The following is a 22,278-nucleotide window of genomic DNA, read 5'->3' as shown; positions in this document are numbered from 1 at the left end:
ATTCTATACAATACATAAATACTTAATAAGTAAAGAACATAGATTTTTGTATACTTTACTAAATAAAAAAGAAAGGTTACAATGAAATTAAGTGATTATGATTCATTTCCGACGGATTTACCCATAATAGTAGAAGATGAACTATTTTTATACCCTTTTATGATTTCACCTATTTTTCTAAGTGATGAAGAAAATATTGAAGCGGCTAATAAAGCATTAGAAAATAACTCTTTGATTATGATATGTTCTGCAAAAAGTGGTCAAGAAAACCATAGAGATTTTGAGGCTATTTATGATTCAGGTGTTATTGGTTCTGTGATGAGAAAAGTAGCATTGCCTGATGGTAGAGTCAAAATACTATTTCAAGGTATGGCAAAGGGAAAAATTCTCGAGCAAAAAAGTACCAATCCATTGATGGCTACAGTAGAAATTTTAGATAGCAAATTTGAAAAAACTCCTAAAAGTGACGCTATTCTTTCAGTATTAAAAGAAAAAGTAAATGCTTTATCTCTTGTAAGCAATCTTTTCCCTCCAGATTTACTAAAAACTATAGAAGAAAATAGTGATATAAATAGAGTGTGTGATTTGATTTCAAGCGCAATGAAGTTAAAAAAAGAGCATGCATATGAGCTGTTTTCTCAGACAAATGCTGAAGCAAAAGTTTTGATGCTTATTGAGCATTTAATAGAAGCTATTGAAACAAGTAGATTACAAAAAGAGATAAAAACAAAAGTACATTCAAGAATTGAAAAAGTCAATAAAGAGTATTTCTTAAAAGAACAATTAAAACAGATTCAACAAGAATTAGGCTCAGACACCCAACGAGAAGAAGAGATAGAAGAGTATAGACAGAAGTTAGAGGCAAAAAAAGCAGGCATGAGTGAAGATGCTTATAAAGAGATAAACAAACAAATTGATAAACTTTCTCGTATGCATCCAGATTCAAGTGATGCCAATATGATCCAGAGTTATCTTGACTGGGTTGTTGAAATCCCTTTTGATTCTTTGTCTAAAAAACAACTTGATATTTTAGAAGTAAGGTCTCAACTTGATAAAGATCATTACTCTCTTGAAAAACCAAAAGATAGAATAGAAGAGTATTTTGCTGTTCGAGAACTTCTTTCTAAAAGAGGGATTAAAGATAAAGAAGGGCAGGGAGCTATTCTTTGTTTTGCAGGACCTCCAGGTGTTGGTAAAACTTCACTTGCAAACTCAATTGCAAAAGCTTTAAAAAGAGAGTTGGTTCGTATAGCCCTTGGTGGACTTGAAGATGTAAATGAGCTTAGAGGACATAGAAGAACTTATATAGGAGCAATGCCTGGACGTATTGTTCAAGGTATCATTGAGGCTACTCAAATGAATCCTGTAGTGGTTTTAGATGAGATTGATAAAGTAGCTAAAAGTTTTAGAGGTGATCCAACGGCTGTACTTTTAGAGATACTCGATCCTGAACAAAATAACAAATTTAGAGATTATTATTTAAACTTTAATCTTGATTTGAGCAAAGTGGTTTTTATAGCAACTGCAAATGATGTAGGATCAATTCCTGCACCACTTCGTGATAGAATGGAATTTATATTTTTAAGTTCATACACACCTCAAGAAAAATTTGAAATTATGAAAAAATATCTTGTTCCTCAAGAGTTAAAAAAACATGGTCTTAAATCTGCAGAAATCTCTTTTACAAAAAGTGCTTTAGAAACAATCATAGCAAATTATACAAGAGAGTCTGGTGTAAGAAACCTTAGACGTAGAGTGGCTGAAATATTAAGAAAAGTAGCAAAACAACTTCTTATTGATCCAAGTATCAAAAAGATATCAATTAGCCATAAAAATCTTGAAGAGTATTTAGAAAAGAAAACATTTGAAATCGAAGAGAGAGATAGAAAAGATGTTGTAGGACAAGTAAATGGACTTGCTTGGACTAGTGTAGGTGGAGATGTTTTAAAAATAGAAACTCTTAAAATAAAAGGCAAAGGAGTTATGCAAATAACAGGTTCTTTAGGCGATGTTATGAAAGAATCAGCAAGAATTGCTTTAAGTGTTGTAAAAGTTTTAATTGATGAGAAAAAATTAGATGTAGATATGTCTCTTATTCCTTTATCAAATAAAGAACTAGAAGAAAATAAAACAGATTTAGAAGCAAGTGAAATTTATAGAAGATTTGATTTACATGTACATGTTCCAGAAGGGGCAACTCCAAAAGATGGTCCAAGTGCCGGAATAACAATGGCAACAGCAATGGCTTCAATACTCTCTAATAAAAAAGTTAGAAGTGATATAGCTATGACGGGTGAGCTTACTTTGACGGGAAAAGTATTGCCTATTGGTGGACTTAAAGAAAAATTGATAGCAGCGTTTAAAGCAAAAATTACAACTGCGTTAATTCCAAAGAAAAATTATGAAAATGACTTAAAAGATATACCAGAAGAGGTAAAATCAAAGATGGAATTAATTCCAGTTACAAGAGTAGAAGAGGTTTTAAAATATGCGTTAGTGTAAGTGAGTCAAAGACTCACTTACTTTTTTAATAAGACTATGCTTGAAGTTGGTCAAATGGATGAGCAACAACTTTTTTTCTATCAATGATGTAAGGAATAAGAGCTGTGTGTCTTGCACGTTTGATTGCTAGTTCAACCATCTCTTGGTGTTTCTTACAGTTACCAGTCAAACGACGTGGCATGATTTTATAACGCTCTGAAAGAGCTTGTTTTAAAAGTTTTGTATCTTTATAGTCAATATATTCAATTTTTGCTTCACAATATTTACAATATTTACGAGCGTATTTTCTTCTTTCTGGTGCCATTATTTCTTCCTTTTACTAAAATGGTATTTCATCTTCATCGATATCGATGTCAGGTATTTCGTGACCAGTATGCTTTGGAGCTTGTGGTTGTTGATGACTTGGTTGTGTTTCTTGTTGATAACTAGGTTGTGCAGCAGGAGCACTATTATAACCACTGTTTTGTTGTGGCTGATTATAGTTACTATTACCATCAGCGTTATTATTTGAACCTTTAGAATCTAGCATTTGAAGATTATCAACAGTTACAGAGTGTTTACTTCTCTTGCCACCATTTTGGTCTGTCCATTGGTCTAGTTTTAAACGTCCTTCAACAAGTACTTTTGCACCACGTCTAAGGTACTGGTTTGCTATTTCAGCAGTTCTACCAAAAAAAGTAATATCTATAAAACATACTTCTTCTTTTTGTTCACCCATCTGATTTTTGAATTTTCTATTCGTAGCAATACCTGTTGTACACACAGCACTTCCACTTGGTAAATATCTTAATTCACAATCTCTTGTTAGATTACCTACCAAAATTACTTTATTAAACATACATGGCTCCTTAGATTAAGCTTCAGTTGTTGTTTCGTCTTTAGCTACAATTGTTTCAGCTGGAGTTTCTTCTTTAGCTACTACTACTTCTTCTTTAGCAGTAAACTTTTCAACTACTTTATTCCAGTGTCTAATCTCTTTTTGTTTTTCATATTTAACAGTCATAAATTTAAGAAAGTCTTCACTAATACGAAGGTTACGTTCAACTTCTAAGATAGAATCTGTTGGTGCTGTAAAATAAAATACCCCATAATATCCACGTTCAAACTTTTGAACTTGGTAAGCAAGTTTTTTAGTTCCCATATCTTGTAATGCAGCAATTTCTGCGCCATTTTTTTCTAAAATTTCTTTTAGAAAAGTAACTTTTGCTTGTAATTCTTCTTCAACCAAAGTTGGTTTTAGAACAAAAAGCAATTCATAATGTCTTGTCATTGTTTCTCCTTATGGATTTAACTCTAATTAAAGAGCAAGAATAGTACTGCTGAACAGTACGAACGCGGATTATACTATAAATAACTTTGAAGTTTTATTAAAGAAGATAGAAGTAACGAGTTTTTATCTATGTTTTTCATCTTTTTGAGTTTTAATTCTGTTTTTGCTAAGTGTTCTAAAATATTTTTATAATTATTTAAATCTATTCTAATACTCTGGTCTGCCCTTTGTTTAGCGATTTGAGGAGGAAGAGGGTAACCTAAGATTGCTCTTGCATCAAATGTTCCATGGATTTTTATATACATGTGAAAAAGAAGCAGTTGTGAAAGATAGTTTTGTGTAGAATTTATAATTCTAATTTCATCTCCCCCACCACTTTGATTTAAAGTTGAAAAAGATTCTTTTATATCTTCTTTTTTTAATAATTTTTCAACGAACTGATCTAGACCAACAGAACCTAGTCCATATACAAGTCTGTCAATATCTACAGCTTGTATTTCTCGATTTAAAAGAGATAGTTTTTCAAACTCGTTGACACATAATGATAAATCTTCTAGATGTAAAAGATAAAGATGTTGTAAGGTATATCCATTGATGTTAAGATTGACTTCTTTTGCTTTTACATGTAAAAGTGTTAAAGCTTCACTGAGATTTGGTTTAAAAAATCTTACAAAGTTTTTCTTAAATGATTTTGCTAGATTTTTCGCTTTATTAGATTCTCCAAAATATTGATATAAAAAATAACTATTATCACTTTTTTCACAAATTTCAACTAGAACATCTAACTCTTTTTTTGGGATTACCTTGTCTGTTTTTACAATAACGATATTTTGCCCACCAAAAAGAGAAGATTGGCTTAAATGGTTTTTTGCTACAGTGTAGTTATATTCATCATAATGAAGGAGCATTTTCTCATCATCTACTTGGCTCCATATTTGGATGATTTTATCGGCATAGTAGTTGTTTTGATAGTTACATTCTCCATAAAAAAGCATGGTTTTTGGTAAGTTATTATTATTGAATAAATTTTCAAATTCTCTTTTATACATCCACTCTCACTATTTTGGCATAAATTCTAGAAGTTGCAATGTCTGCTTCTACGATTTTAACTATGACTTTATCAAAGAGTTCAGCATCTTCATCAAGTAAAAATATTCTTGCACCAATTACTTCATCTTGGAGTTTAGCAACAGGAGATTTTGTTACATCAGTAACAATGGCTTTTACGTCTTCACCAATTCTTTCACTTGCCCATCTAGCATATTTTCTATCCATATAATCCCAAGCAACCTTATCACTTTCTCTCTCCAAATTACTAATTTGTTCGCAAAGTGAGTCTATGTTTTTGAGTAAATACTCTTTTCTTTTTTTATTATGTTCCAAATCAGATTTTAAAAGCCTATGTAAGGTTAAGTCACTATATCTTCTAATGGGTGAAGTAAAGTGAGTATAGCTATCAAATCCAAGTCCAAAATGACCTTTGTTTTCTGGTTCATAAACAGCTTTTTGTTGACTTCTAATTATAAGTTTATCGACTTCTTCTCTAATCCCAATAGCATCAGCTTTTTCTTGAATTTGTTTGATTAACATAGGGATGTTTGGATTAAATTTAACACTAATACCAACTAATACTAAATCATTAAGTAATTTTTCTATTTTTTCAAAACTAGGATCACCATGTGTTCTAAATATACCATAATCCAATCTTTTTGCAGCTGCTTTATTGGCTAAAAGCATACAGTCTTCTATTAAAGAGTGCGACAGTGTTTGATTTTCTGTATATGTTTCCAATAAGTTTTGATGTTCATCTATTTTCATTCTGATTTCAGTTGAGCGAAATTCAAAAGAATCTTTTAGTCTTTTTTCCCTTACTTTTTTCAAAAACTCATTAAGAGGGCTCAAATATTTCCATATATCTTTGTCTATTGCTTTTGCTTTAGAAAAATCATTGTCTAAAAACTTATCTATCTCATCATAAGTATATCTTCTTTGTGAGTGGATAATTGCATTCATCAATTCTTCTTTGATAGGCTCATAAGTAGTTTTATCCAATGTTATTTTAAACGTAAAGGCAAGTCTATCTTCATTTGGTTTAAGTGAGCATATATTTTCACTTAAACTTCTTGGTAACATAGGAATTGATTTATGAGGAAAATAGATAGAAAAGCCTCTCATTTTTGCTTCTTTATCAATATTACCCATATCAAATAGATACTCACTTACATCAGCAATTGCTACATATAAAGCACACTCTTTTTCATCAAAATAGATAGCATCATCAAAATCTTTAGCATCAACTGGATCTATTGTACAAAATGGTAAATGTGTTAAATCAATACGATTTGGATAAAATGATTTATCAACATAGTCACCATGAGCTTTTGCTTCGAGTTCAGCTTCTTCACTAAAAAATTCAGTTTTTTCAAAGAGTTCCATTGAAATTTTTTCATCAACTCTAGGGTCACTTAAAACACCTAATACTTCTTCTATTGAACCTGTTTCATTGTTTATTTTAAGTACACTTCCTTCTGGAAGTTGTTTAAGTGATTTTTGAGAAGCAGCGATATCTTGGGCAAATTTATTTTTTATGTTTATCCCAACTACTCTTTTATGTTGGATTTTTGTGTAAACGATACTTGTGTCATGTTTTCTTTGTGCAATTAAGATAACTTTTGCTTTTGGTCGACCCTGTTTAGTATGCAATCTTTTGATAATTACAATATCATCTTTCATAGCACCATTGATGTCAGTAGATTCTACAAGTAAATCTTTCATCTGTTTATTAGCAAATGTTTTAACAAAACCAGTTCCACTAAAAGAGATATCAATAGTTCCTGCTCTATATCGAGAGTCCATTATGTAGGTACCATTTTTAAGTTTGATAGCTTTAAGTCTTACTAAGTCATTCACGAGAGAGGTAAAATCAGAAGGAACCTCCTCGTATGCCACTCCTTGGCTTAATGCGAGGAGAAATTTTTTCACTGTTTAACTTTTTCTATTGCATTTAAAAAAACTTCTTGGTTAAGGTTATGTTGTGCAAGAACTTCTAAAGATGAAGCGATATTATTATCTTGTAATTGACCAAATATATTGATACATTTTTTGATTATTTGTAATGCTGTTGCATATGGTTGTATATGTTCATCAGCCTCTGATGGGGTATTAGAGTATCTAATAGTTTCTACCAACTCTTCTTCTAAATTCCATTGTTCAAATATTTTTGCAGTGATCTCTTCATTGTCAAAACCTATAAATTCTTTTTCAAGTTGTGAGACTTCATCAGGAGAAGAAAGTGTTTTTAGTTTTGCTTGAAATTTTTCAGTAAGATTTTTTTCAATAAGTTCATGTGCAATAACTATTTTTCCTACTTCCATCATAAATGAAGCAGGTACCAATATGTCAAGCATTTCTCTATCAACTTTTGAAAACCAGTTAAAAGTTAATGCACTTTGTGCAATACTAATTTCTAAAAATTTGTGGTTTGTTAAATCATATGGGGAAAGATCAATTTTAATATTTTGTTTTATTGCACTTGAGAGTGCAAAACCTCTTATCGTAGCCATACCAAAAAGTGATATTGCATGAGATATGTTTTTTATTTCACGGCTAAACCCATAAAGAGGAGAGTTTGAAGATTTTAGTATGTTTGCAGTAAGCATAGGATCACCTTCTACAACCTTTACCAAATCATTTAAAGAACTATCTTTATCAGTACAAATTCTTTGTATTTTAGTAATAGTATCATCAAGGGGTGGAAGAGCTTTTATTTTTTTTAGTATGTTACTATCCATAACTTTTTCCTATTATCTTTAAATTTTAAGTTCATTTTATCAGTACTCACTTTATAGTTTCCTTTATCACTTATTTAATAATTTCCTTTATAGGTAACTAAGTATATTTTGGGTAATATATCGCAATTTAATTAAATATAAAAGGGTTTAGACTATGGCAATAACTGTACATTATGATATTGATTGTGATTTAAGTATCATTCGTTCAAAAAAAGTGGCAATGATTGGTTTTGGTTCTCAAGGACATGCACATGCTGAAAATCTTCGCGATAGTGGAGTTGAAGTAATAGTTGGTTTAAGACCAGAAGGTAGTTCTTGGAAAAAAGCTGAGGCAAAAGGTTTTAAAGTTTTAAGTGTTGCTGATGCAACAAAAGAAGCTGATGTTATAATGATATTAACTCCAGATGAGTTACAATCAGATATATTTTATGCAGATATTCAACCAAACTTGAGTGAGGGAAATGTTATTGCTTTTGGTCATGGTTTTAATATCCATTATGGTCAAATTAAAACACCAAAAGGTATAGATTGTATCATGGTTGCTCCTAAAGCTCCAGGACATACAGTAAGAAATGAGTTTGTAAATGGTGGTGGTATCCCAGATCTTATCGCAGTTGATCAAGATGCGAGTGGAAATGCTAAATCAATCGCTCTTTCTTATGCAAGTGCAATTGGTGGTGGACGTACAGGTATTATTGAAACAACTTTTAAAGATGAAACAGAAACTGACCTTTTTGGTGAGCAAGCTGTTCTTTGTGGTGGTGCAGTATCTTTAGTTCAAGCTGGTTTTGAAACTCTAACAGAAGCTGGTTATGAGCCAGAAATGGCATATTTTGAGTGTTTACATGAGCTTAAACTTATTGTTGATTTGATGTACCAAGGTGGAATTGCTGATATGAGATATTCAATTAGTAATACAGCTGAATATGGTGATTATGTAAGTGGAAAAAGAGTTATTACAGATGAATCTAAAAAAGCTATGAAAGAGATCTTAAAAGAAATTCAAGATGGTAGATTTGCAAAAGATTTTATTCTTGAAAGAAAAGCAGGATATGCTCGTATGAATGCAGAGCGTGCTAATGCTGAGAGAAGTGAAATCGAGCAAACTGGTAAAAAACTAAGAGCAATGATGCCTTGGATTACTTCTAAAAAAATTATTAATAAAGACGAGAATTAATATAATATTAATCTTTACATGTAGGGATTATTCTCTACATGTAAAGTTCTATTTCTACAATTATAAATCAATGGAGAATTAATGGGTACTATTATTACTGTAACATCAGGAAAAGGTGGTGTTGGTAAATCTACAACAACTGCAAATATAGCAGTTGGATTGGCAAATCTTGGAAAAAAAGTAGTAGCAATCGACTTTGATATAGGTCTACGAAATTTAGATATGATTTTAGGACTTGAAAACCGTATTGTTTATGATGTAGTAGATGTTATGGAAGAGCGTTGTAACCTTTCACAAGCTCTTATAAATGATAAAAAAGCAAAAAATTTATATTTTTTACCTGCAAGTCAAACGAAAGATAAAGATATACTTGAACGTGATAAAGTAAAAAAATTACTAAATACACTTAAAGAAGATTTTGACATAATACTTATAGATTCTCCTGCTGGAATTGAGAGTGGTTTTGAACACTCAATATTTTTAGCCGATCGTGCTTTAATTGTTTCTACTCCTGATGTGAGTTCTGTTCGTGATGCTGATCGTGTTATTGGTATTATAGATGCTAAAAGCGAAAAAGCAAAAGAGGGTAAAGAAGTTGAAAAACATGTGATTATAAACCGTATTAAACCAGAAATGGTTGATTTGGGTAATATGCTTAGTACCGAAGATGTCTTAAGTATTTTAGCACTTCCTTTGATTGGTGTAGTCCCTGATGATGAAGATATTATTGGTTCAACGAACATTGGTATCCCAATTATCAACAAAGAAAAATCACTTTCTGCAGAGAGTTATAGAAGAATATCAAAAAGAATACTTGGAGAAGAAGTTGAGTTTTTAGATATTCGTGCAAAAAAGGGATTGTTTAAAACATTAAAAAGTATGTTCAAATGAGTCTTTTAAGTAAATTATTTGGGAAGAAACAGAGTAGTGCAAGTGTTGCAAAAGATAGACTTACTATTATGCTAGCTCATGAAAGAGTTGATTGTAAGTTACCTTATCTTGATGATTTAAGAAATGATTTGATTGAGGTTATTAAAAAATATACTTCCGTTGATGATGTCAAGATAACAACACATAATAATCAAAGTGTAGATATGCTAGAAGTAGAGATACTCCTTGGCAAAAAGTAGTCGTAAAAAGAGAAAACCAAGTAAGTCACAAGGGTTCTTCTCTAAAAAGAAAATAGCTATAATTTTATTGATTTTTTTTACTTCTTTTGCAGTTGTGTATGCAGTGAATTATTTTCAACTTTTTAAAACGTTTAAAGAGAAAAAACAAGAGAATAATGATAAATCAACAGAAATTTTAATGGATAAAATGAAGAAAATGCTTGATGATGAAAAAAATCGAATAGATTCTTATCCCTATATAAAAGAAGCAAAAAAACTTCCTCCTGTAACAAAACAACAAGAAGTGATAAAAGAGAAAAAACCACCAAAAGAAACACATCTTTCAGAAATAGAAGATTATAAAAAAAGTCTACAAAATGTAGATAAAAAAATCAAAAAACCTTCACATGTAAATAAAAAGAAAATTATTTTTAAGGGGAAAGCAAAACTAGCTATTATTATAGATGATGTTGCTTTTGCTCATCAAACTAGACTGATAAAGAAGATACCATTTAAAGTATCCCCATCATTTTTTCCTCCAACCAAATTACATCCTAATACAATAAACTTAGCAAAAGAGTTTAAATTTTCAATGATTCATTTACCAACAGAAGCATTACATTTTGGTAGACCAGAACCTGATACTCTTATGGTCCGTGATTCAATTGAAACTATAAGAAAAAGAATTAGACAAATAAAAAATTGGTTCCCTTTTATAACATATTATAATAATCATACAGGAAGTAAATTTACTGCAGATTATAAGTCTATGGATAAATTGATAAAAGTTATGAAAGAGGAAAAACTTCATTTTGTAGATAGTAGAACAACAGCACAGACAAAAGGTCCTGTAGTAGCTAAAAAGTATAATGTACATCTTTATCAAAGGGATATATTTTTAGATAACTCAATAGATAAAAAGTTGATAAAAAAGCAATTAAAAAAAGCAATAGCTATAGCAAAACGGCATGGTATTGCAGTTGCAATTGGACATCCTCATGAGAATACTCTTAAAGTACTCATAAATGCAAAAAACATTTTAAAAGATGTTGATTTAGTTTATTTAAAAGATTTGTAATGATACAAAAAATTGAGTTTAATATAGATGAGTTAAATTCAATGAAAAAGTATCCTAAAGAGCTTTTTTATAAAGGTAATTTGGAACTTTTAAAAAAGCCTAAAATATCTATCATCGGAACTCGTAGGCCTCTTACTTACACAAAACAACTCACAGCTAAAATAGCAGCAGGACTCTCTAATCGAGGTATTTGTATCGTTAGTGGTGCTGCTATGGGAATAGATAGTATAGCCCATCAAAATGCTGGGAGTCAAAATACTATTGCTGTTATGGCTAATGGTTTAGATATAAAGTATCCAAGTGTTAATAAATCTATTATAGAAAAGATTGAACAGGAAGGTTTAACTCTAAGCCAATTTGAATCTGGTTTTAAAGCTACTCCTTGGAGTTTTGTAGTAAGAAATGAAGTGGTAGTGTCCTTAGGTGATAAACTTATAGTAAGTGAAGCAGACTTAAAAAGTGGAAGTATGAGAAGTGTTGAGTTTGCTTTAAAAATGAATAAAGAAATTTTTGTATTGCCGCATAGACTTGGTGAAAGTGAAGGGACAAATTATCTTTTAAAAAATTCATTGGCTACAGCAATTTATGATATAGATGAATTCCTATGTGGATTTGGAACTAAAACTGATATTTGTAATGATGATTTTTTAGAGTATTGCAGAAAAAAACCAACTTTGAATGAGGCTTTATTGAAGTTTGGTAATATAGTCTATGAGTATGAATTAGAGGGTAAAATAGCAATAGAAAATAATTTCATTATAGTTTTATTTTAAGTGAGTATACTTTAAAAAAAACAAAGGAAAGTTTTGGAACAGACACACTTTGATTTGATTATAATTGGAGGCGGTGCTACAGGTAGTGGCATTGCACTTGATGCAACATTAAGGGGTTTAAAAACCTTAATAGTTGAAAAAAATGATTTTGGGGAAGGAACAAGTAGTAGAAGTACAAAACTTGTTCATGGTGGCGTAAGATATCTTGAAGGTGCTGTTAAAAAACTTGATTCTTCTCAATATAATTTAGTTAAAGAAGCTCTTAAAGAGCGTTACAGACTTTTGAAAAATGCTTCTCATTTAGCTTCTCCTATTACTTTAGTAACTCCACTCTACAAATGGTATGAAATTCCTTACATGTATATTGGTCTTGTTCTTTATGATTTAATATCAGGAAATAGAAGACTTGGCACAAGTAAAATAGTAGGTAAAAAAGAGATTATGGATATTTTTCCAGCTGTAAAAAAGAAAAATCTCAAAGGTGGTGTGAGGTATTATGATGGTGCTTTTAATGACGCTAAAATGATAATATCATTGCTACAAAGTGCAAAAGAGAAAGGTTGTGAAGTTAAAAACTACACAGAAGTTATAGATTTTTTATATGAAGATACAAAACTAAGGGGTGTAAGGCTTTTTGATAAATTGAAAAACATAGAGTATGAGCTAACATCAGACTGTATAATTAATGCAACAGGAGTATTTAGTGATCAAGTAAGAAAACTTGATGATAAAAATAGTAAAGAGATGCTAAAAGTGAGTTCAGGTATACATATTGTTTTAGATAAAAAGTTTTTACCTAATAATGAAGGTATAATGATTCCTAAGACAGAAGATGGTAGAGTTCTTTTTATGCTACCTTATCTTGGAAAATGCCTTGTAGGAACTACAGATGAAGAATCAAAAGTAGAAGAACATCCTTGTGTAAGCAACGATGATATTGAGTATTTATTAAGACATATAGATAAATATTTTGATGTCAAAGTTTCTAAGAGTGATATTTTATCTTCTTGGTCTGGTCTTCGTCCTCTTGTTATTAATGAAAATGTGCAAAGTACAAAAGAGTTAGTAAGAGAACATGTTATAAGTAAAGCAGAATCTGGGCTTATTAGTATTGTAGGTGGTAAATGGACGACTTACAGAAAAATGGCAGAAGAGATACTTGATTTTTCATTTAAAGATAAAAGAAACCTTCAAGATTGTGGTACAAAAGAGTATAAACTTGTTGGAAATAATAAAAATATTATAAATATTCAAGAAAAATTAAATGGATTAAATTATAATAATAAATTAGTTAAACATTTGATTTCTTCTTATGGAGATTGTTCTTTAGACGTCGTAAAATATATAGAAAAGTTTGGAACCAAGAAACTTCATGAAGAGTATCCTTATGTTGAAGCAGAAGTGTATTATAGTATTGATCATGAGTTTACATGTAAACCTTTGGATTTTTTAGTAAGGCGTATAGGATTGGGCTTCATTGATAAAAAAGGTGCTAAAGAGTGTTTAGAAAGTACTACAGAGATATTCAAAGATAAATTTAGTTGGAATGAAGAAGAATATACTTTACATGTAAAAGAAGCAAAAAATATTTTAGATAAAAATTTGTAATAAAACTGTAATAATTAAAAACTAGAATGAAATCAATAAATTTAAGGAGAGAAATATGAAGAAATTGGCTATCACATCAGTTGCAGCAGTTGCATTATTATCTGGAAGTGTTTTAAACGCAGATACTTTGAAGATATTAACATGGAAAGGTTATGCTCCAAAGGCATTAGTGGAAAAGTTTGAAAAGCAAACAGGTATTAAAGTAGAGCTTACTTACTCAAATAATGAAGAGATGATATCAAAACTTCGTGCAACAAGAGGTGCTGGATTTGATGTAGCACAACCTTCACAAGATAGAATAAGTTCAGTTCAAGCAAAATATAAAATATATAAAGCACTTGATTATTCTAAAATTGACTCTAAACAAATTATTACATCAATGTTAGATGCTGTGAAGAAAAACACAAAAGTAGGGGAAGATTCATTTGGTGTTCCTTTTTGTTATGGAACTTCAGGCTTGATTGTAAATAAAAAATTAGCGCCAAATGCAAAAGATTATAGTGACTTACTAAATCCTGAGTATAAAGGAAAAATCTCTTATAGATTGAAGCGTCCTACTCTTATAGGTGTTGCTTTTGCTAAAGGTGATGACCCATTTGCAAAATATGGTGATACAAAAGCATATAAAGCACTTATGGATTCTGTTCAAGCTGATTTGATTAAAGCAAAACCTTTAGCTAAAAATTATTATGCAAATGGTGATGCACTTTTAAGTATGTTAAGAAGTGGTGAAGTAACAGTTGCTATGGGTTGGGATAATGGTGGTTGGAAACTCCACAAAGAAAATCCTGATTTAGACTTTGTTGCACCAAAAAGTGGGGCATTAGGTTGGATTGATACTTTTGCAATTCCTGCAAAAGCTAAAAATGTTGCAGGTGCATATAAGTGGATTAACTTTATGCTAAAACCTGAAAATGCAGCATATTTTACAAATGACCAAGCGTATGGTACTGCTTCAAAGGGAGCAACAGCACTTTTAGATGCTGAGAAAAAAGCTAATTTTCAAAGAAGTTTTTCTAAAGCTGATATTGACAATATAAAATGGTATCCACCAGTACCAGCAGTGTTAGAAAAGATAGAAGGCAAGATTTTAGATAAAATTAAATCTGCAAAATAAAATATATTAAGGAGGGGTTTTCCCTCCTTTTTCAAGGGATAAGATGAATCATAGTTTAGAGATTAAAGAGTTAAAAAAAAGTTTTCAAGACTTTAAAGCGGTAGATGGAGTTGATTTTTATGTTGAAGAGGGAAAGTTTTTCTCTATATTAGGACCTTCTGGATGTGGTAAAACAACACTTTTAAGAATGATAGCTGGATTTTTAGAACCAACTTCTGGGTCAATTAAAATACGTGGAGATGAGATGATAGGTATATCTCCCAACAAAAGACCTGTGAATCTTGTTTTTCAAAATCTTGCGCTTTTTCCTATGATGGATGTGGGTGAAAATATTGCATTTGGACTTAAAAGACAAAATTGTAGCAAAAGTGAAATAGAAGAAAAAGTAAAAAATATATTGGAAAAAGTTCATTTAGGTGGGTATGAGCGCAAAAATGTTTCTGACTTATCTGGTGGACAAAAACAAAGAGTAGCGATTGCACGCTCACTTGTACTTGAACCTTCAATATTACTTTTAGATGAGCCTCTTGGAGCACTTGATTTAAAACTTCGTGAACAGATGAAGATAGAGCTTAAAAAATTGCAACATGAGTTTGGTACAACTTTTATATATATCACGCATGATCAAAGTGAAGCTCTTGTTATGAGTGATAAAGTAGCAGTAATGAATAATGGAAAGTTTGAACAAATTGACACTCCTGAAAATTTATATGCAAACCCAAAAACTAGTTTTGTAGCAAGTTTTGTTGGAGAAACAAATATATTTGAGGCACGTCTTAATGAAGATAGAAAATCAGTATTAACAAAAGAGGGTATGAATTTTAAAGTTTTTTTAGTAGATGAAAAAATACAAACTTTTTGTAAACTTTTTATCAGACCTGAAGCTGTTGTTTTATTGGTAGATGATGGTATGGAAGATATGAATTATTTTGATTTGACTATAAAAACTATTTTGTTTGATGGGTCCAATACGAAAGTATTAGCTAATGTAGATAAAAGTGATCATGAAATAATGGTTTCTTTACCTCAAAATAGAAGGTTTGCACATATAAAAGAGGGTGAAGTAGTCAGAGCTGGTGTACATGTAAGTGATTGTAAGTGCTATGAATAAACATACTAAATTCGGATTTTATATCTTTTTTATTCCTGTATTTTTGTGGTTATTTTTGCTTATAGTTTTACCTCATATAGAACTTTTATTTATGTCTTTAAAGTATGAAAATGATATGGGTGAGATGGTTTGGTCTTTACAAAATTATAAAGAATTTTTTTCTGAAGAGATATATTGGCTTACTTTTTTACGTGTTGCTTTGTATGCTATTTTAGTTACATTCTTGACTTTTGTAGTTACTTTTCCTATCGCTTTTTATATTACAAAAGTAGTGTCACCAAAATATAAAGGTTTTCTCATTATTTTACTTTTAATGCCTTTTTGGGTGAGTGAACTTGTGCGTGTATATGGATGGATGATACTTCTTCGTGAAAGTGGTGTAATCAATTATTTTTTAGTAAGCTTACATATACTAGATAAGCCAATAGAGATGCTTTATAATGATGTGAGTATGATAATGGGATTGGTTTATACTTCTATGCTTTTTATGGTAGTTCCTCTTATATCTTCACTTGATGGTATGGATGATAGTTATATAGAAGCTGCCCATGATTTGGGTGCTTCAAAATTTATTATATTTTTTAAAATAGTGATTCCTTATACGGCTCCTGGCATAGTTTCTGGTTCTATCGTTGTTTTTATGTTAACACTTGGAAATTATCTTACACCAAATCTTATGGGTGGGAAAAATTCACTTTGGTTTACAGAACAAATTTATAATCAATTTATAGCAAGTTTTAATTGGAACCAAGGTGCTGCATTTGGATTTTTACTTCTTCTTTTATCTTCATTGATAATTTGGATTGGTTTAAAACTCACAAAACAAAATCTTGCAAAGGCGTTATCATGATAAGATCACTTCCTAAATCAAAAGGTTATGATATCTCCTTTATAATTTATATGGTTTTGTTTTATACATTTTTATTTGCACCTTTAGTTGTTACTTGTGTGTTAGCTTTTAATGATTCAGAGTTTCCTACTTTGCCTTGGAATGGATTCTCTTTGGATTGGTTCTTTTCCAATACGAATGATAGAGTTGGGATATTTAATGATAGCTCAAATTTAACAAGCATTTGGATAAGTATAAAAACGGCATTTTTTGTTTCTATTTTTTCATTAACACTAGGAACAATGGGGGCATTTTTATTTGAACAAGAAAATTTTAAATTTAAACAAGGGTTTTATTTTTTAGCATTGACTCCTTTAGTTATTCCTGGTGTTATTTTAGGTATATCTCTTTTACTCTCTACAAATACAGCAGGGACATATATGGAGAATACTTTTGGTATAGATGTGGAATTTTTTAGACCAAGTTTTTGGTTAGTTGTCATTGGACAGTTTGCTTTTATCTCTACATTTGTATTACTTGTTGTAAGTGCTAGGTTAAAAAAGTTTGATAAATCATTAGAAGAAGCAGCTCTAAATTTGGGTGCAACAAGATTTGAAGTTATAAGGTTGATTACTTTGCCTTACTTAAAACCAGCACTTATTGGAGCCGGAGCAGTCGCTTTTTTAATGAGTTTTGAAAACTTTAATACAACACTGTTTTTAATAGGCTCAGATACAACGTTACCTATAAATTTATATTTACAAGTAAGAGATGGTAGTACTCCAATCATCAATGCAATTTCATTTTTACTTATAGTCTCTACGTCTTTAATGGCAATTATAAATTTAATATTTACAAAAAAAGAACAATAGAGAGAATATAATGGGATTTTGGGAAAATTTTAAAAAAGATAAAAAACTTATAGTTGCTCATAGAGGAGCTAGAGCTATAAGACCTGAAAATACAATGTCTGCTTTTAAAGAAGCTATAAAAAAAAGTGATTTTATAGAATTAGATGTCGGATTTACAAAAGATGGTGTTGCTGTTATTATTCATGATAATACATTAGAAAGAACTTCAAATGTGAAGGATTTTGCTGAGTTTAAAAAACCTTATAAGGTTATTGATTATACTTATAAACAATTAAGAAAATTAGATTTTGGCTCTTGGTTTTTAAGGGATGATCCTTTTGGAACTATTAAAGATGGTACCGTTGATATTGAAGAGTTAAAAGCATTAAAAACTCAAAGAATTTTAACATTAGATGAAGTATTAAGATTTCTTAGAAAACATAATTTTCCTGTAAATGTAGAAATAAAAGATGCTGTTAGAACACCATTTGATAAAACGGCTGCAAAAACAATTGTAGATATTATTGAAGATAATGTTATGGTAAATTATGTGCTACTTTCATCTTTTAATCATAAATACTTAAGACAAGTACATAAACTCAATAACAATATAGACATAGCTGCACTACAAGAGAATGAACATCCAAAAGATTTGGTAAAGCGTTTAAAGCGTTTAAGGGTGAGAAGTTATCATCCAGAGTTTAATATAGCAGATACAGATTTGATACAAAATCTTAGCAATGCAGGTATTTTTGTGAATATTTTTACTGTGAATGATAAAAAAGATATGGAAAAACTATGGAATAATGGGGCAAAGTCAATATTTACGGATTTTTAAGAAAATAATTTTATATTTATTGACGATAAAAGTTAAAATAGATAGTACTTTTATCTTAGGTTGGGTATTATGTCACAAATTAAATTAAAGGATAAATAATGAGCTTCAAAACTAAAGTAGCCCTTGCAATTTCAGTAATGATGTTGTTAGGATTAGGAATATTTGGTGGGTTTAGTTATATAGAAGTAAAAGCGAAAAGTATTTTACAAGTTGAAGCTTACTTAAATGCTCAAACCAAAGGATTAACGAAGTATATAGATGTTTGGATAAAATCAAAAAAACATATAGTCTTCACCAGTGCAAAAGAGATGAAAAATTCAGCAGATATGGTAGAAAATGACGTTCACAATCAATTAATAAAACATCTTCTAGTTGCAGGTGGTATGGAAGGGTATGTTGGTTTAGAAGATGGTAGAATGCTTCTTGCGTCAGAAACTAAGCTTCCTGAAGGGTATGATCCTCGTGTTCGTCCATGGTATAAAGAAACAAAAGCAAATAAAAAAGTAAATATTACAGATGCATATGTTGATTCATTTACAAAAAAATATATAGTTTCTATAGCAGCACCTGTATTTAATAAAGACAATGTTTTCATTGGTGTATATGGGATTGATCTTGGATTAGATGATTTAATGAAAGCTGTGAAAGAGGTTAGTTTTAAAGGTGGATATGGACTTTTACTTGATGGGAAAGGTGTTTTAATAGCACATCCTAACAAAGAATTTTTAGGAAAAGAAGTTTATGAGCTTATACCTGGATCAAAAGAGAAAATGAAAAGTTCAGATTCTGGTTTAATTGAATATGTATATAACGATGATGGTAAAATACTTGTATATCTTAAATCAAAAGAGACTCCATGGACAATAGCAGTTACTTTTGATAAAAAAGTAGCATATGCTTTTTTAAATTCTCTTACAGCAAAGCTTTTTATGCTTGGTGGAATTATTTTAGTAATTGCTTTAATTATAGTTATATTTGGTACAAAAGTAATGATGAAGCCGTTGGATAATTTAAATAAACTTGCAAAAGAGTTAGGAACATCTGATGGGGATTTAAGACAAAGATTAGAAATAAAAAATCAAGATGAGTTTGGAGAAGTTTCAACAAATATAAATCTTTTTATAGAAAAATTACAAAGAATTGTTCAAGCTTCTAAAGAGATTAGTGGAGAAAATTCTGCTATTTCGGAAGAATTATCTAGTACTGCTGTAGAAGTAGGAAAAAATGTAGAAAAAGAGTCTTTAATTGTTTCAAAAACAAGGGAAAAAGGTGAAGAGTTAAACTCTTATCTTAATACATCTGTAGAAAAAGCTAAATCTTCTCAAGTAGAACTTGAAAAAACATATACGAGTGTAAATGAGGTAAAAGGAAAAGTTGAAGAGTTAGAAAATACTATGCAAACTACTTCTCAAAAAGAACAAGCGCTCGCAGAAAAACTTAATCAAGTAAGTCAAAATGCAAATGAAGTTAAAGAAGTTTTAAATATAATCAAAGATATTGCAGATCAAACTAATTTACTAGCACTAAATGCTGCGATTGAAGCAGCTCGTGCAGGTGAGCATGGACGTGGATTTGCTGTTGTTGCTGACGAAGTAAGAAAACTAGCGGAACGTACTCAAAAAAGTCTTGTAGAAATTGATGCAACTATCAATATTGTAGTACAATCAATCATGGAAGCAAATACAGAAATTTCAGAAAATGCCAATGAAGTACATGAACTGGCAAATGATTCAGTGAAACTTCAAGAACAAATGGTAGAGATTTCAACTGTAATTCATCAAACAATAAGTGATGCAAGTAAAACTGTTGATGATTTTGCAGATACATCTATAAAAGTTCAATCTATGGTTGATGAAGTGAACGAAGTAAGTAATATATCAGCAAGTAATGTAGAGAGTGTTCAAAATGTTTCAACTGCTTCAGATCATTTACACTCAATGACTGAAAAGCTAAATAATGAACTCGGTAAGTTTAAATCATAGATGAAAAAAATAGCATCAATTGATATAGGTTTAAAACGTATAGGGGTTGCGATATCTTTGGGAAAAGATATCGTGAGCCCTCAAAATGCAATACTTCGTAAAAATAGAAATCAAGCAGCACATGATGTAGATAGTTTTTTAAAAGAGTGGGAAATAGACACTCTTATTGTTGGACTTCCTAAAGGAGGATCGAGTGAAGAAGAAATGAAGCGAAGAATAGAGCATTTTGTTTCATTATTAGAATTTACTGGCTCTGTTGAGTACTGTGATGAGTATGGATCAAGTAGTGAAGCAAAAGAGATGATGAAAGGAGTCACAAAACAAAAAAGAGATGGTAAAGTGGACTCCATGGCTGCAAAAGTAATTCTAGAAAGATGGTTGTCTAGCTAAAAATTTCTTTGTATTTTTCTTCATCAAAAGCAACTATAACATCGTTTTGAAATTCAATAACAGGTCTTTTAATAAGCATATTTTCTTTTATAAGCCACTCTTTTTTACCTGCATCATCAAGATTCAAATCTTTTAGTTTTAGCGTTCTATACTTTGTCCCTCGATTGTTAAAAAGTGTATCAATAGAAACTTTTTTTAACCAAGAATTTATAGTTTTTTCCTCAACGGATGTTTTTTTAAAATCAATAAAATCAAATTCTATACTGTTTTCATTAAAAAATTTAATAGCTTTTTTGACACTACCACAAGTTTTTATACCATATATTTTCATAGTAATCCTAACATTTTATATATATTTTAATTTAAGAAGAGTATAGTATACATATAAATACTTTAAAAAGGAGTTATTATGCAAATAAATGCAAATTCTATGGCGGCTCACTCAAATTGGATGGCAAATAACTCTCATAATGTGGCAAATGTTAATACAGAGGACTTTAGTGCTACTCAGACAACATTACAAAACCCTAGTGAAGGGAGTGTTCAAGCTGTATCTTCTGATACGCAAGCAAGTACAAACTTGGCTCGTGAACTTACTGAACAGATTCCTATTGAAAAAGGGAGTGAAGCACAAACAAAAGCTATTAAATCTTATGATGATATGATAGGTTCTCTTTTAGATTTATCTATTTAGATAATTAACATAGCATCACCATAAGAAAAGAATCTATACTTTTTTTCTACAGCAATTTTATATATTTCTAATGTTTTTTCTATACCAATGAATGAAGCAACTAGCATGATAAGCGTAGATTTTGGCAGATGAAAATTTGTTAGAAGATGAGTTACTCTTTGAGGTTTATTCTTAGGATGTAAAAATAGATTACTTTTACCAACACTTTGATGTTCTCTTACATAATATTCTACTGTTCTCGTTACGGTTGTTCCAACAGCAAGTATAGGTTTTTTTGAATCAATAATATCACAAGTGGATTGAGGTATATTGTAAAACTCTGAATGCATAATATGATCTTTTATCTCTTCAACATCAACGGGTTTAAAGGTTCCAGCCCCTACATGTAAAGTTAAAAAATGTGTATCGTATTGTTTTTTTAATTCTTCAAACATAGTATTAGTAAAATGTAGGGAAGCAGTTGGAGCTGCTACTGCTCCTTTTTCTTTAGAAAAAACTGTTTGATATTCTACGGAGTCTTCTTCATTATCTTCTCTTTTTATATATGGAGGAAGTGGAATATGTCCGATTTTATCTAAAATATCAAATAGTTCATCAGTATTGATTTTTTTATCCTGATGGTAAAAAGAGACAACACGGGTTCCATCTTCTTGAAGTGAAATAACTTGAGCACTTAATCCTTGGTCAAATTCAAGTTTTGTATCTATTTTTACTTTTCCTCTAATATAAACAGAAAATTTTTCATTTTGTAATGGAGAGTTTAATAAAAGCTCAATTTTTCCTCCACTTATTTTTTGCCCAAATATTCTTGCTTTAATGACTTTTGTATTGTTTAAAAGTACAGCTGTCTTTGAATCTAAAAAATCAAAAAGTTTATTAAATGTCGTATGTGTTATAGAGTCTTCATTTCTATTGTATACAAGCAGTTTTGCACTATCTCTTGGATTTGCCGGAAACTCTGCTATGAGAGATTCCGGTAATGTATAATCGTAATTAGAAATCAAGGATTGGTCTATTTGTATCTTTTGGCCAGTCATCATCTATGTCGTCGTCATCTTCATCATCATAGTCATCGTAGTCATCATCGTCTATGTCATCGTTATTTGTTTCATTTGTATTATCATCTTGTTTAGCATCTTCGTTTTTTTCTTCATTGGC

23 protein-coding genes are annotated in these 22,278 nt (G+C 30.5%); 15 read left to right on the top strand and 8 right to left on the bottom strand.

Translation table 11 applies throughout. From position 1 onward, the window contains the following. Positions 1-81: 81 nt before the first annotated feature. Complete coding sequence (gene lon, locus K354_RS0110150) at positions 82-2,502, top strand: endopeptidase La (RefSeq protein WP_024955388.1); 2,421 nt, start codon at positions 82-84, stop codon at positions 2,500-2,502. 34 nt (positions 2,503-2,536) lie between these two features. Here the strand turns inward: lon and rpsR are convergent, their stop codons facing one another. From rpsR to K354_RS0110120, 6 genes are all read right to left on the bottom strand, one after another. Beyond that, complete coding sequence (gene rpsR / locus K354_RS0110145; protein WP_024955387.1) at positions 2,537-2,806, bottom strand: 30S ribosomal protein S18; 270 nt, start codon at positions 2,804-2,806, stop codon at positions 2,537-2,539. A 15-nt stretch (positions 2,807-2,821) separates the two neighbouring features. Then, positions 2,822-3,340, bottom strand: coding sequence for a single-stranded DNA-binding protein (locus K354_RS0110140; RefSeq protein ID WP_024955386.1), 519 nt, complete (start codon positions 3,338-3,340; stop codon positions 2,822-2,824). Between the two features lie 15 nt (positions 3,341-3,355). Then, positions 3,356-3,772, bottom strand: a complete 417-nt coding sequence (gene rpsF / locus K354_RS0110135; protein WP_024955385.1) for a 30S ribosomal protein S6 — start codon at positions 3,770-3,772, stop codon at positions 3,356-3,358. Positions 3,773-3,846: 74 nt separating this feature from the next. Beyond that, on the bottom strand, positions 3,847-4,821 hold the full coding sequence (gene holA, locus K354_RS0110130) for a DNA polymerase III subunit delta (protein WP_024955384.1): 975 nt from the start codon (positions 4,819-4,821) through the stop codon (positions 3,847-3,849). Then, positions 4,814-6,754, bottom strand: coding sequence for an RNB domain-containing ribonuclease (locus K354_RS0110125; protein WP_024955383.1), 1,941 nt, complete (start codon positions 6,752-6,754; stop codon positions 4,814-4,816). The genes holA and K354_RS0110125 overlap by 8 nt, the downstream gene beginning before the upstream one ends. Next, complete coding sequence (locus tag K354_RS0110120) at positions 6,751-7,563, bottom strand: HDOD domain-containing protein (protein ID WP_024955382.1); 813 nt, start codon at positions 7,561-7,563, stop codon at positions 6,751-6,753. The genes K354_RS0110125 and K354_RS0110120 overlap by 4 nt, the downstream gene beginning before the upstream one ends. Before the next feature lie 154 nt (positions 7,564-7,717). On the opposite strand from K354_RS0110120, the gene ilvC reads away from it, so the two are divergent. The 13 genes from ilvC (at position 7,718) to ruvX (ending at position 20,426) form a co-directional block, all read left to right on the top strand. Then, entirely contained in the window at positions 7,718-8,740 is a 1,023-nt protein-coding gene (gene ilvC, locus K354_RS0110115) for a ketol-acid reductoisomerase (protein WP_024955381.1), read from the top strand. A gap of 81 nt (positions 8,741-8,821) precedes the next feature. Further along, complete coding sequence (gene minD, locus K354_RS0110110; protein ID WP_024955380.1) at positions 8,822-9,631, top strand: septum site-determining protein MinD; 810 nt, start codon at positions 8,822-8,824, stop codon at positions 9,629-9,631. After that, positions 9,628-9,870 carry a cell division topological specificity factor MinE gene (minE, locus tag K354_RS0110105; RefSeq protein WP_024955379.1) on the top strand — a complete coding sequence of 81 codons (243 nt, stop codon included), beginning with the start codon at positions 9,628-9,630 and terminating at the stop codon, positions 9,868-9,870. Before minD ends, minE begins: the two co-directional genes overlap by 4 nt. After that, a complete protein-coding gene (locus K354_RS0110100; protein ID WP_024955378.1) occupies positions 9,857-10,927 on the top strand; it encodes a divergent polysaccharide deacetylase family protein in 1,071 nt (356 codons plus the stop codon). The genes minE and K354_RS0110100 overlap by 14 nt, the downstream gene beginning before the upstream one ends. Continuing rightward, positions 10,927-11,700, top strand: a complete 774-nt coding sequence (locus K354_RS0110095; RefSeq protein ID WP_024955377.1) for a DNA-processing protein DprA — start codon at positions 10,927-10,929, stop codon at positions 11,698-11,700. Before K354_RS0110100 ends, K354_RS0110095 begins: the two co-directional genes overlap by 1 nt. A gap of 33 nt (positions 11,701-11,733) precedes the next feature. Further along, positions 11,734-13,308 carry a glycerol-3-phosphate dehydrogenase/oxidase gene (locus K354_RS0110090; protein ID WP_024955376.1) on the top strand — a complete coding sequence of 525 codons (1,575 nt, stop codon included), beginning with the start codon at positions 11,734-11,736 and terminating at the stop codon, positions 13,306-13,308. Between the two features lie 55 nt (positions 13,309-13,363). After that, a complete protein-coding gene (locus tag K354_RS0110085) occupies positions 13,364-14,425 on the top strand; it encodes an extracellular solute-binding protein (protein WP_024955375.1) in 1,062 nt (353 codons plus the stop codon). A 43-nt stretch (positions 14,426-14,468) separates the two neighbouring features. Further along, positions 14,469-15,536, top strand: coding sequence for an ABC transporter ATP-binding protein (locus K354_RS0110080; protein WP_024955374.1), 1,068 nt, complete (start codon positions 14,469-14,471; stop codon positions 15,534-15,536). Positions 15,537-15,627: 91 nt separating this feature from the next. Continuing rightward, complete coding sequence (locus K354_RS0110075; protein ID WP_425426682.1) at positions 15,628-16,386, top strand: ABC transporter permease; 759 nt, start codon at positions 15,628-15,630, stop codon at positions 16,384-16,386. Next, a complete protein-coding gene (locus K354_RS0110070) occupies positions 16,383-17,237 on the top strand; it encodes an ABC transporter permease (protein WP_024955372.1) in 855 nt (284 codons plus the stop codon). The genes K354_RS0110075 and K354_RS0110070 overlap by 4 nt, the downstream gene beginning before the upstream one ends. A gap of 10 nt (positions 17,238-17,247) precedes the next feature. Next, on the top strand, positions 17,248-18,054 hold the full coding sequence (locus tag K354_RS0110065) for a glycerophosphodiester phosphodiesterase (RefSeq protein WP_024955371.1): 807 nt from the start codon (positions 17,248-17,250) through the stop codon (positions 18,052-18,054). 98 nt (positions 18,055-18,152) lie between these two features. After that, positions 18,153-20,036, top strand: a complete 1,884-nt coding sequence (locus tag K354_RS0110060; RefSeq protein ID WP_024955370.1) for a methyl-accepting chemotaxis protein — start codon at positions 18,153-18,155, stop codon at positions 20,034-20,036. Next, on the top strand, positions 20,037-20,426 hold the full coding sequence (gene ruvX, locus K354_RS0110055; RefSeq protein WP_024955369.1) for a Holliday junction resolvase RuvX: 390 nt from the start codon (positions 20,037-20,039) through the stop codon (positions 20,424-20,426). Here ruvX and K354_RS0110050 read toward each other — a convergent pair. Then, positions 20,419-20,757, bottom strand: coding sequence for an arsenate reductase family protein (locus K354_RS0110050; RefSeq protein WP_024955368.1), 339 nt, complete (start codon positions 20,755-20,757; stop codon positions 20,419-20,421). The two genes, ruvX and K354_RS0110050, sit on opposite strands and share 8 nt — an antisense overlap. A gap of 78 nt (positions 20,758-20,835) precedes the next feature. On the opposite strand from K354_RS0110050, the gene K354_RS0110045 reads away from it, so the two are divergent. Beyond that, complete coding sequence (locus K354_RS0110045) at positions 20,836-21,120, top strand: hypothetical protein (protein WP_024955367.1); 285 nt, start codon at positions 20,836-20,838, stop codon at positions 21,118-21,120. On the opposite strand, the gene queA is transcribed toward K354_RS0110045, so the two are convergent. Beyond that, positions 21,117-22,160, bottom strand: a complete 1,044-nt coding sequence (gene queA / locus K354_RS0110040; RefSeq protein ID WP_425426681.1) for a tRNA preQ1(34) S-adenosylmethionine ribosyltransferase-isomerase QueA — start codon at positions 22,158-22,160, stop codon at positions 21,117-21,119. The two genes, K354_RS0110045 and queA, sit on opposite strands and share 4 nt — an antisense overlap. Between the last annotated feature and the right edge of the window lie 118 nt (positions 22,161-22,278).

Source organism: Sulfurospirillum arcachonense DSM 9755 (assembly GCF_000597725.1).
Classification (GTDB): domain Bacteria; phylum Campylobacterota; class Campylobacteria; order Campylobacterales; family Sulfurospirillaceae; genus Sulfurospirillum_A; species Sulfurospirillum_A arcachonense.
The sequence above is the reverse complement of the archived record's forward strand: the minus strand, read 5'-3'. Positions and strand labels throughout refer to the sequence as shown.